This window comes from Escherichia sp. MOD1-EC5433, assembly GCF_002966005.1.
Classification (GTDB): Bacteria; Pseudomonadota; Gammaproteobacteria; order Enterobacterales; family Enterobacteriaceae; genus Escherichia; species Escherichia ruysiae.
Window position 1 is genome coordinate 429,937 of the sequence record NZ_PTRL01000004.1, and the last position, 10,472, is coordinate 440,408.

The window sequence follows — 10,472 nt, forward strand, 5'->3', positions numbered from 1 at the left end:
AACTGCCTCTTATACCGGTAAAGCTTCAGGTGTATTAAGTAATTCTTTATTGGTATCAGATGCCAGGTTACCTGCAGCCAGCGGTGCCGGTGCACCCTGCATCAGACGATCCAGCGCAGTGTCACTGCGCGCCTGTGCACTCTGTGGTGCTGCGGCCAGAATGCGGCGGGCCGTTTCCACGGTCATTCCGGGGGTTTCTGCCAGAACGCGCGCCTGTTCTTCGCGTCCGTGAGCCTCCTCACAGTTGAGGATCCCCATAATGCGGCTGTTTTCTGCCGCAACCGCTGCGGTGATCTGCGCGTTCACGTCCGGCTGCGCCGCGCTGGCGTTTTCGCCCTCCGTAGCTGGCACCACGTCAGTAACGTCAGCCTGCGAAGCGGTGGCTGAAACAGTTGTTGATTGAGTCTCTTTGGTCATTCGCCCTCCTGAGAGACGGGATTTACGTGCATCCAGTGCATCACGCATAACGGTGATCGCATCGGTGCTGTTGACAAGTTCATCAGCCAGTCCGGCATCAATGGCCTCCTGACCGCTGTACACTGCAGCCTCTGTATCCAGCACAGCCTGCACAGACAGGCCGGTATATGCCGACACCTTCTGCGCAAACATCCGGCGGGTTGCATCCATCCGGGACTGCAGTGTCTCCCGGACGTCATCCGGAAGATGGCTGTAGGGGTTGCCATCCACCTTATGGCTGCCGCTGTAAATCAGCGTGATTTCCACACCCTGTTTCTCCAGCGCAGCACCGTAATTACTGTGAGCCATCATGACGCCGATGGAGCCTGTCCGGGCGGTCTGCGTGACCAGACGCCGGGAGGCGGCACTGGCAAGCAGCTGACCTGCACTGCAGTTCATATCGTTGGCCAGCGCCCATACCGGTTTTATGTCACGCACACGGGCAATGATGTCAGCGCAGTCAAATGCTCCCGCCACCATTCCGCCTGGCGTGTCCATATCGAGCAGAATGCCGTCCACCATCGGGTCGCTGGCAGCCTGTTGCAGACGGGCGATAATGCCGTTGTAACCGGTCATCCCCGAATACGGCTGCAGCGCCCGCGTCCGGCTGACCAGCGTGCCGGACACCGGCAGCACGGCGATGCCGTTCATGACCTGATAACTGCGGGCCTGTCGTGGTCCGTCATCATCACCGGATAATGCCAGCGTCGCGAGTGCCTCCTGGGCAGTCAGGCTGTCGCCGGACACCGCATCCGTCAGGCGGCTGATCCCAAGCTGGCCTGCAAGCGCACAAAAGAAAACCCGCGCATAAGCGGGTTCAAGCATCAGCGGCTCATTAAAGGCCATACTGGCAATATGCGGGAGATTACGCAGCTCTGCTGTCACTCTTCTCCTCCTCTGTTGATTGTCGCAGCCCGGATTCAAATGCTGCAGCCGCCCAGGCGGGCGGTTTAAGACCAGCCGCGCGGCGCTCCATCGTTTCACGGACCTGCTGGGCAAAAATTTCCTGATAGTCGTCACCGCGTTTCGCGCACTCTTTCTCGTAGGTGCTCAGTCCGGCTTCTATCAGCATCACCGCTTCCTGAACTTCTTTCAGACCATCGATGGCCATACGACCGGAGCCTATCCAGTCACAGTTCCCCCAGGCACTTCGGGCTTCCTGAAAACTGAAGCGCGCTTTTGAAGGTAACGTCACCACGCGGCGAACGATGGCCTCTTCCAGCCAGCACAGAAACATCTGGCTCGCCTGACGGGATGCGACGAATTTTCGCCGTCCCATAAAGTGCGCCCACGACTCGTTCGCGCTGGCCCGTGCCGTGGAGTAGCTCATCTGGGCGTAATTCCGGGAAAGCTGCTCATATGAGACACCCAGGCCGGCAGCGATATACCGCAGCAGTGACTGCTCAAACACGGAGTAGCCGTTATCCGTGTCCTGAGCCGTCTGCAGGTTCAGTGAGTCACCCGGCATCAGGTGCGGCACTTTTGCGCCTCCCAGCCGGACCGGTGCTGCGGCGTAATACGCGGCAATTTCACCAATCCAGCCGGTCAGCCTTTCCCGCTGCTCCTGACTGTTCGCGCCCAGAATAAAATCCATCGCTGACTGCGTATCCAGCTCACTTTCAATGGTGGCGGCATACATCGCCTTCACAATGGCGCTCTGCAGCTGCGTGTTCTGCAGCGTGTCGAGCATCTTCATCTGCTCCATCACGCTGTAAAACACATTTGCACCGCGAGTCTGCCCGTCCTCCACGGGTTCAAAAACGTGAATGAACGAGGCGCGCCCGCCGGGTAACTCACGGGGTATCCATGTCCATTTCTGCGGCATCCAGCCAGGATAGCCGTCCTCGCTGACGTAATATCCCAGCGCCGCACCGCTGTCATTAATCTGCACACCGGCACGGCAGTTCCGGCTGTCGCCGGTATTGTTCGGGTTGCTGATGCGCTTCGGGCTGACCATCCGGAACTGTGTCCGGAAAAGCCGCGACGGACTGGTATCCCAGGTGGCCTGAACGAACAGTTCACCGTTAAAGGCGTGCATGGCCACACCTTCCCGAATCATCATGGTAAACGTGCGTTTTCGCTCAACGTCAATGCAGCAGCAGTCATCCTCGGCAAACTCTTTCCATGCCGCTTCAACCTCGCGGGAAAAGGCACGGGCTTCTTCCTCCCCGATGCCCAGATAGCGCCAGCTTGGGCGATGACTGAGCCGGAAAAAAGACCCGACGATATGATCCTGATGCAGCTGGATGGCGTTGGCGGCATAGCCGTTATTGCGTACCAGATCGTCTGCGCGGGCATTGCCACGGGTAAAGTTGGGCAGCAGGGCTGCATCCACACTTTCACTCGGTGGGTTCCACGCCCGCAACTGCCCACCAAATCCGCTGCCACCGCCGTGATAACCGGCATATTCACGCAGCGATGTCATGCCGTCCGGCCCCAGAAGGGTGGGAATGGTGGGCGTTTTCATACATAAAATCCTGCAGGTCCCCTGCGTCGCTGTGTCATGCCGGTCTGCACTTCCAGCTCCGCAATGTATTTTTTCAGGTCAGACACGGAAGTGGCCGTAAACTCCACTCGCCGTCCGTCTTTCTGTACTGTTGCCACCCGTTTACCTGTCATCAGGTCATGCAGTGCCGCACGGGCAGCGGCAAGTTCTTCCTGTTGCGTCATTCATCCTCTCCGGATAAGGCACGGGCGTAATCTGCCAGTGTTTTCTTGTTGGTTGCAGCACCATCCTCTTCCTGCAGGCTCGCCAGCAGTGCGCTGAGATCCAGCTGCCAGCGGGAAATACTGATGCGCAGCGCCGCCAGCGCATAAACGAAGCAGTCGAGTGCCTCATTGCGTCGCTTTTTGCTGTCCCACAGTATTTTTTTCCTGCCATCCACCCATTTTTCGACCTGCTCTTCAGCAGTCAGCTGCTGCGCTTCGGTCAGATCAAAAATATCCGGGTTATTCGGGAAGTGAACGGCACCGGGAAGCGGTTCATCCCCTTCCGGCGTCAGTGTGAAGCGGTTATAAATCTGCTCTTTCGCGGTATCCGTACCGATTTCGGTAAGGTAAACCCCGTTTTTGTTTCGCTTACGTGGCATGCTGGCCACCGGCTTACCGTAGACGGATGCCCCTTTAATGGGGATCACCCGGAACAGCCCATGCTTTTTCGAGCGTTCATACACAATGGTCGGGTCAATGCCCCCAATATCCCAGCAGATACGGGATATCGACATTTCTGCACCATTCCGGCGTGTATAGGTTTTATTGATGGCCTCATCCACACGCAGCAGCGTCTGTTCATCGTCGTGGCGGCCCATAATAATCTGCCGGTCAATCAGCCAGCTTTCCTCACCCGGCCCCCATCCCCATACGCGCATTTCGTAGCGATCCAGCTGGGAATCGATACCGGCAGTCAGGTAAGCCACACGGTCAGGAACGGGCGCTGAATAATGCTCTTTCCGCTCTGCCATCACTTCAGCATCCGGACGTTCGCCGATTTTCGCTTCCCACCTCTCACCGAGCGTGGTGTTCACGAAGGTTTTACGTTTTCCCGTATCCCCTTTCGTTTTCATCCAGTCTTTGACAATCTGCACCCAGGTGGTGAACGGGCTGTACGCCGTCCAGATGTGAAAGGTCACACTGTCCGGCGGCTCAATCTCTTCACCGGATGACGAAAACCAGAGAATGCCATCACGGGTCCAGATCCCGGTCTTTTCGCAGATATAACGGGCATCAGTAAAGTCCAGCTCCTGCTGGCGGATGACGCAGGCATTATGCTCGCAGAGATAAAACACGCTGGAGGGATCATCCGGCGTCCATTTGAGGCCAAACGGCGTCTCTTTATCGCCAAATTTAAGGTACTGCTCCTCCCCGCAGTGCGGGCAGGCAACATGAAAACGCATAAAATGCGGGGATTCACTGGCTGCACGCTCAATCTGGCAGGTGCCTCTCACTTTGGGCGTGGAGCCACGGATGGACTTTGGCCAGACCGAGCCTTCAATACGCTTGTCACCCAGGAACGTCGGAGAGCCTTCCTGTTCAATATCATCATCAAAAGCAGCAAGTTCATCATAACCCGCCACATCCACCGACTTTTCACGGTAGTTTTTTGCCGCTTTACCGCCCAGGCACCAGAAGCCACGCCCATTGGTGAAACGCTTCATGGTGAGCGTGTTATCCCGGTGCTTTTTGCCATACCACGGGGCCAGCGCCAGCAGCGACGGAATATCGCGGATGGTCGGCTCAACGTGGGTTTTCATAAAGTTCTCGGCATCACCATCCGTCGGCAACCAGATAAGGGTGTTGCGCTGCTTATGCTCTATGAAGTAGGCATAAACACCCAGCAGCATTTTGGAATAACCAACACGGGCAGACTTCACCACATTCACCTCACGGATGTAGTCGCTGCCCATCGCATTCATGATGGCCCGCTGAAAGGGCAGTGTTTCCCAGCGCCCTTCCTGGTATGCGGATTCTTTCGGGAGATAGTAATTGGCATCCGCCCATTCAACGGCGGTCTGTGGCTCCGGCCGGAACAGTGAGCGAAGCCCGGCGCGGACAAAATGCCGCAGCCTGTTAACCTGACTGTTCGATATATTCACTCAGCAACCCCGGTATCAGTTCATCCAGCGCGGCTGCTTTGTTCATGGCTTTGATGATATCCCGTTTCAGGAAATCAACATGTCGGTTTTCCAGTTCCGGAAAACGCCGCTGCACCGACAGGGGGATCCCGTCGAGAATACTGGCAATTTCACCTGCGATCCGCGACAGCACGAAAGTACAGAATGCGGTTTCCACCACTTCAGCGGAGTCTCTGGCATTTTTCAGCTCCTGTGCGTCGGCCTGCGCACGCGTAAGTCGATGGCGTTCGTACTCAATAGTCCCTGGCTGCAGATCTGTCTCGCTGGCCTGCCGCAGTTCTTCAACCTCCCGGCGCAGCTTTTCGTTCTCAATTTCAGCATCCCTTTCGGCATACCATTTTATGACGGCGGCAGAGTCATAAAGCACCTCATTACCCTTCCCGCCACCTCGCAGAACGGGCATTCCCTGCTCCTGCCAGTTCTGAATGGTACGGATGCTCGCACCGAAAATGTCAGCCAGCTGCTTTTTGTTGACTTCCATTGTTCATTCCACGGACAAAAACAGAGAAAGGAAACGACAGAGGCCCAAAAGTTCGTTTTCAGCACCTGTCGTTTCCTTTCTTTTCAGGGGGTATTTTAAATAAAAACATTAAGTTACGACGAAGAAGAACGGAAACGCCTTAAACCGGAAAATTTTCATAAATAGCGAAAACCCGCGAGGTCGCCGCCCCGTAACCTGTCGGATCGCCGGAAAGGACCCGCAAAATGATAATAATTATCATCTACATGTCACAACGTGCATCTACGCCATCAAACCACGTCAAATAATCAATTATGACGCAGGTATCGTATTAATTGATCTGCATCAACTTAACGTAAAAACAACTTCAGACAATACAAATCAGCGACACTGAATACAGGGCAACCTCATGTCAACGAAGAACAGAACCCGCAGAACAACAACCCGCAACATCCGCTTTCCTAACCAAATGATTGAACAAATTAACATCGCTCTTGTTCAAAAAGGGTCCGGGAATTTCTCAGCCTGGGTCATTGAAGCCTGCCGCCGGAGACTGTGCTCAGAAAAAAGAGTTTCGCCTGAAGCAAACAAAGAAAAGAGTGACATTACTGAATTGCTCAGAAAACAGGTCAGACCAGATTGAAGCAATTTAGATAATCGTGCAGACTACGCCCCATCATATCACATGGAAGGTACTACAATGGCTCAGGTTGCCATTTTTAAACAAATATTCGATAAAGTGCGAAATAATTTAAACTATCACTGGTTTTATTCTGAACTAAAACGTCACAATGTCTCACATTACATTTACTATTTAGCCACAGAGAATATTCATCTTGTTCTTGAAAACGATAATACGGTTTTAATAAAAGGACAGGGTAAGGTTGTAAATGTAAGATTTTCAAAAAATAAATGCCTTATAGAAGCCACCTTAAAAGGATTCAAATCAGGAGAGTTATCATTTTACGAATACAGGAAAAATCTTGCTACAGCAGGGGTTTTCAGATGGATTACAAATATCCACGAAAACAAAAGATATTACTATACCTTTGATAATTCATTACTCTTTACTGAGAACATTCAGAACACTACACAAATATTTCCGCACTAAATCATAACGTCCGGTTTCTTCCGTGCCAGAACCGGACTCGCTGGCATGATGAAATATGTGTACCCGGTAACCCCGGTGTGCATCGTTTTTGATTATTCCCGCACACTCGCGCAGAAGGAGTTCCCCGTCAGGCTACGGTCTCTGTTAATACGGGAATACGGCGACGATACAGCGCATGATGTGTCAGGCTTGAATACCTTTATCCTTTAAAAGGGATATCAGTTAAGTTATCCCGTGTAGGGTATAAGCCATTATCAAAGCCACTCTGTAGGGAATGGCTTTTGTGATGGCATCACTTACTCTTTACGCTGCTATCCCACTCATCCCGGAATTTTGATGGGTTATTGAAACCTTCTGTTGACATAACAACTCCTTCAATGTTTGGCTGAAATTAGGATGTCTTTCCATCAGTCCGCCACCACAAAGAATCTTTTTTGCCATAAGGCAGGAGGTTCATCTTTCAGTGGCTGCCGGTGTTATTTCCCCACTTACTGGCTTGGGTTGTTTCGTGGTACTGCCGTTAACTGGTGGCCCAGAATAAATTCCGGTTTCATTATCAAGCCCACCCGTAAATGGGCTTTGTAATGGCTACTTCACTTTTGCTTTTGCTTTTGCTTTTGCTTCCGCTCGCTTACGCCGGCGCTCTTCTTTCCTCTCGGCTTTTGCCATGTCCATGAATGCCTGCATGATCGAGTTCCGCATCATGTAGCTAACAAAGTGATGATTGACACAGCCGTTGAGGCGCAGCTGCTCGCCAAACTCATCCACCGAGGCCAATGCTTCCATCATGCCCTTCTCGCCTTTCATGAACTCTGAGAAGTCGCGCCCCGCTCTGGAGGCGCATTCAATAACCCGATCACTCATCCCGGAAGCCCGGGGATCGTAATCTGCAGCTGGTTAGCCAGGGAGTTAATCTCAGCGACCAACACTGGCTTCGTATAGCGCCATGCTGCCAGCCCTTGTCCGCAGAAGCTCGCCATGTCTTTCTTCTGGTCAAACTCATGACATTTCATGTTGAGCTGCGCACTTAAGCTGTTGCGATGCTGAAGTTCTCCGGTGAAGTAGTCATCGAGGACTTTATAGGCCGCGTACTTGAACCCGGGGTTTAACCAAGCCGCATAATCGTAAGCAACAAACTTCCCGCCATATGTTCCACCGTGTACACCGCGCTCAGTAAAAACCACAGATTCGTGGTTTTTCTCCAGCTCGGCTAAGAACTCTTTGGTCTGCTTGTTTCGCAGGTAGTGGTAAGGCGATTCAGATTCACTTTTACCACTGGCTTTCCACATATCAGTGAGGCAGATCATGCCATCTTCACCGATACGAATTGGTTGATTGAAGAGGGTTAATGATTTCATAGCGTGTACCTACTCTTTGAAATGAACCTTTGCCGCACAGGAAACCAGCCCACCGAGGCTCGCCAGCACTAACTGGTATCCTCAAAGGCCCATTCCAAAGGGGCAGGTTCGGTGTAAAAAACATGCGTTGCGGTACGCATTTATTGCAAAAAGCCCCGCATCGCGAGGCTCATTAAATGGACTTTGTGATTTGCAAAAAAATTATTTCAGGCATTGCGTCCTGATGTATTCCTGCAGGTAGTTAACCTGCGCGGTTATCTTGTCGATTCCACTTCGGAGACGGTAATAATTGAGTTCAGCATCTGCTGTAAGTCCTGGGCTTTCTCCATCGCCCATGCCGCTGGCTCCGGTCGTTGACTTTGCACAGGTGGCGGCGACTTGCAGGCGCTTACGCCCAGCAGAAACATCAGCACGGAGACTTTCGATAGTCGCGTTAGCATCAGCAAGCTCCTTTGTGTATCTTGCGTCGAGTTCTGCTACATCACGTTGACGCTTCCGCATGTCAGCGATGGTGGCGTTCGCCTTCTCCAGTTCACTGGCCTTGTTATCGCGCTGCTCTTTGTAGGCGATTGCGTTATCACGGTAATGATTAACAGCCAATGACAGGCAGACGATGATGCAGATAACCAGAGCGGAGATAATCGCGGTTACTCTGTTCATTGCTGACCCCACAAACAGATTTCACGCTCAATCTCACGACGAGTCATGAGACCTTTCCATTGCTTACCGCCAGCATATGTCCAGCGACGTAGCTGATCACATGCGCCTTTGATATCGCCCTGGTTTATTTTGCGAAGAAGCGTCGATGTTCTGAAATTGCCAGCGCCCACGTTGTAAACGAACGAGTAAAGAGCGCCGCGCATTGTTTCCGGTATATCAACTTTTATGTACGGGTTAATTTGTCTGGCGACCGTGGCAAGGTCTTTATTCAGGAGGGCTTTGCATTCTGCTTTGGTATACGTTTTACCGAGCATGATGTCTTTTCCTGTATGCCCGTGACATACAGTCCATACACCAACAATATCTTTGTATGGTATGTAGCTGACACCTTCCAGACCATCGTTACCACTTGGGCCAGTGATTAACACTGATGCTATAGCAATTGCTCCGCCACCAATAGCAGCAGCAACGGCTTTTCGTAATGATGGAGGCATTATTCACCTCTCGCAGCCTTGCGCTTATCTTCTTTAATCTTGAAATAAAGGTTTGTCAGGTACGTCAGCAGGCCAAATACCAGGCTACCCAGCACACCTATTGCTGCCCACTGTGAGGGCGTGACTTTATCGAGCAGCTGTAAAAACCAGTAGCCAGCACTGCCTGCGGAGGTGCCGTAGGCAATGCCCGTTGTTAACTTATCCATGGATTTCATAGCCTCACCTCCGCAAATAACGGATGGTGTACACGGTTCGGAACGAAGAGGAAAGGTATAGAAGTTACATTAGCGTAAGGCTTGAACATCTATTCAAAAAGAAAAACGCCAGCGATTATTCTGGCGTAGCTGAAAGCATCATACAATTATCAAATACGAAAATTACAAAATCATTAAAACGCATCACGTTACATCATGTCTTTTTCTAAAAAAAATCTTGATGAATATTGATGGGGAGGAACACCAAAATATCTTCTGAAAACACTTACAAAATATGACGTGTTTTCATAACCGCATATCTCAGCAACTTTTCCAACAGAATATAAATTGTAGCTTAATAACCTTTCCGCCATCACCATTCGCTCTTCAAGAATTAATTTACTAAATGATAAGCCTTCGTGCTTTAATTTTCTTTTTAACAGACTTTCACTCAGATACAGTCTTGAAGATATATCACAAAGTCTCCATGTTGCAGATATATCCGTGTGAATAATAGCCTTAACTTTACTTCCTAAACTATTAAGACATCCAAATAAAAAACTTTGCACTATTTTCTCTGAAGATAAGATAGCAAGACATGCAAGTGATATTTGATTTCTAACAAAATCCACAGTTCTGCCATCACAATTCAAGCATGCAATCAAGTTCTTTAACAATGAAAAATCTTCACATTCCACCATCAAGTATGCCGGATAAAACCTTCTTACAGAAAAAGGTGAGAGTGTGTTGCTTTTAAAGAAATCATTAACTGTTTTCTCTTCAACATCTACGATCATTACATGATCTATATTTGATGAAAAAAAAATCTTTTAAATTGTAATCAATGAGAACAGCACTTCCTTTTTTAAACAAAATATCTTCTTTACCAATTCGGACATCAAACGAGTTCAACACCAAAATGATAGAACATATGTATGGCATATTATCCACCTGATATCATTGGGGTTACACCAGGTAAGTATAGGTGGAAAATCAATATTCGCCAGTTCAACAATAAGGAAAATCTCATTGCATCACAAGTATAAAATTATGTATTTAACTCACAAAGACAAATTATTAAACCAATCTGTTATATTATATATAGCTG

General features: G+C 50.4%; 12 protein-coding genes and 1 pseudogene. 2 read left to right on the plus strand and 11 right to left on the minus strand.

Going from position 1 to position 10,472, the window contains the following annotated elements; genetic code table 11:
• Nucleotides 1-9: 9 nt before the first annotated feature.
• The 5 genes from C3D30_RS11450 to C3D30_RS11470 are packed head-to-tail and all read right to left on the minus strand — an operon-like array spanning nt 10 to nt 5,568.
• Nucleotides 10-1,341: a S49 family peptidase gene (locus tag C3D30_RS11450; RefSeq protein WP_001516225.1), complete on the minus strand. Its 1,332-nt coding sequence runs from the start codon at nt 1,339-1,341 to the stop codon at nt 10-12.
• Nucleotides 1,322-2,923: a phage portal protein gene (locus C3D30_RS11455; RefSeq protein ID WP_001552789.1), complete on the minus strand. Its 1,602-nt coding sequence runs from the start codon at nt 2,921-2,923 to the stop codon at nt 1,322-1,324. The genes C3D30_RS11450 and C3D30_RS11455 overlap by 20 nt, the downstream gene beginning before the upstream one ends.
• Nucleotides 2,920-3,126 (minus strand): phage head-tail joining protein, encoded by a 207-nt coding sequence (locus C3D30_RS11460; protein ID WP_000193669.1) that lies wholly within the window; start codon nt 3,124-3,126, stop codon nt 2,920-2,922. The genes C3D30_RS11455 and C3D30_RS11460 overlap by 4 nt, the downstream gene beginning before the upstream one ends.
• Nucleotides 3,123-5,048, minus strand: a complete 1,926-nt coding sequence (locus C3D30_RS11465) for a phage terminase large subunit family protein (protein WP_020240606.1) — start codon at nt 5,046-5,048, stop codon at nt 3,123-3,125. The genes C3D30_RS11460 and C3D30_RS11465 overlap by 4 nt, the downstream gene beginning before the upstream one ends.
• On the minus strand, nt 5,023-5,568 hold the full coding sequence (locus tag C3D30_RS11470) for a DNA-packaging protein (RefSeq protein WP_000453587.1): 546 nt from the start codon (nt 5,566-5,568) through the stop codon (nt 5,023-5,025). The genes C3D30_RS11465 and C3D30_RS11470 overlap by 26 nt, the downstream gene beginning before the upstream one ends.
• Before the next feature lie 388 nt (nt 5,569-5,956).
• Between C3D30_RS11470 and C3D30_RS11480 the strand changes: the two genes are divergently transcribed.
• Both C3D30_RS11480 and C3D30_RS11485 read left to right on the plus strand, forming a co-directional pair.
• Nucleotides 5,957-6,190, plus strand: a complete 234-nt coding sequence (locus C3D30_RS11480) for a YlcI/YnfO family protein (RefSeq protein ID WP_001331705.1) — start codon at nt 5,957-5,959, stop codon at nt 6,188-6,190.
• A gap of 57 nt (nt 6,191-6,247) precedes the next feature.
• Nucleotides 6,248-6,658, plus strand: coding sequence for a DUF1398 domain-containing protein (locus C3D30_RS11485; RefSeq protein ID WP_000079508.1), 411 nt, complete (start codon nt 6,248-6,250; stop codon nt 6,656-6,658).
• Between the two features lie 588 nt (nt 6,659-7,246).
• Here C3D30_RS11485 and C3D30_RS11500 read toward each other — a convergent pair.
• From C3D30_RS11500 to C3D30_RS11525, 6 genes and pseudogenes are all read right to left on the minus strand, one after another.
• Nucleotides 7,247-7,522, minus strand: a complete 276-nt coding sequence (locus C3D30_RS11500) for a hypothetical protein (RefSeq protein WP_001283922.1) — start codon at nt 7,520-7,522, stop codon at nt 7,247-7,249.
• A complete protein-coding gene (locus tag C3D30_RS11505; protein WP_000839225.1) occupies nt 7,519-8,016 on the minus strand; it encodes a KilA-N domain-containing protein in 498 nt (165 codons plus the stop codon). Before C3D30_RS11505 ends, C3D30_RS11500 begins: the two co-directional genes overlap by 4 nt.
• A gap of 201 nt (nt 8,017-8,217) precedes the next feature.
• Nucleotides 8,218-8,676 carry a lysis protein gene (locus C3D30_RS11510; protein ID WP_001082731.1) on the minus strand — a complete coding sequence of 153 codons (459 nt, stop codon included), beginning with the start codon at nt 8,674-8,676 and terminating at the stop codon, nt 8,218-8,220.
• A complete protein-coding gene (rrrD, locus tag C3D30_RS11515) occupies nt 8,673-9,170 on the minus strand; it encodes a lysozyme RrrD (protein ID WP_001135277.1) in 498 nt (165 codons plus the stop codon). Before rrrD ends, C3D30_RS11510 begins: the two co-directional genes overlap by 4 nt.
• Nucleotides 9,170-9,385, minus strand: a complete 216-nt coding sequence (gene essD / locus C3D30_RS11520) for a phage lysis protein EssD (RefSeq protein ID WP_000839582.1) — start codon at nt 9,383-9,385, stop codon at nt 9,170-9,172. Before essD ends, rrrD begins: the two co-directional genes overlap by 1 nt.
• A 188-nt stretch (nt 9,386-9,573) precedes the next feature.
• Nucleotides 9,574-10,306, minus strand: a pseudogene (locus tag C3D30_RS11525) (helix-turn-helix domain-containing protein).
• Between the last annotated feature and the right edge of the window lie 166 nt (nt 10,307-10,472).

Excerpts from the sequence above, each read along its gene's own strand:
- C3D30_RS11455 (WP_001552789.1), bottom strand. The coding sequence starts at position 2,923 with ATGAAAACGCCCACCATTCCCACCCTTCTGGGGCCGGACGGCATGACA.
- C3D30_RS11460 (WP_000193669.1), bottom strand. The coding sequence starts at position 3,126 with ATGACGCAACAGGAAGAACTTGCCGCTGCCCGTGCGGCACTGCATGAC.
- C3D30_RS11470 (WP_000453587.1), bottom strand. The coding sequence starts at position 5,568 with ATGGAAGTCAACAAAAAGCAGCTGGCTGACATTTTCGGTGCGAGCATC.
- C3D30_RS11480 (WP_001331705.1), top strand. The coding sequence starts at position 5,957 with ATGTCAACGAAGAACAGAACCCGCAGAACAACAACCCGCAACATCCGC.
- C3D30_RS11485 (WP_000079508.1), top strand. The coding sequence starts at position 6,248 with ATGGCTCAGGTTGCCATTTTTAAACAAATATTCGATAAAGTGCGAAAT.
- C3D30_RS11500 (WP_001283922.1), bottom strand. The coding sequence starts at position 7,522 with ATGAGTGATCGGGTTATTGAATGCGCCTCCAGAGCGGGGCGCGACTTC.
- C3D30_RS11505 (WP_000839225.1), bottom strand. The coding sequence starts at position 8,016 with ATGAAATCATTAACCCTCTTCAATCAACCAATTCGTATCGGTGAAGAT.
- C3D30_RS11510 (WP_001082731.1), bottom strand. The coding sequence starts at position 8,676 with ATGAACAGAGTAACCGCGATTATCTCCGCTCTGGTTATCTGCATCATC.
- rrrD (WP_001135277.1), bottom strand. The coding sequence starts at position 9,170 with ATGCCTCCATCATTACGAAAAGCCGTTGCTGCTGCTATTGGTGGCGGA.
- essD (WP_000839582.1), bottom strand. The coding sequence starts at position 9,385 with ATGAAATCCATGGATAAGTTAACAACGGGCATTGCCTACGGCACCTCC.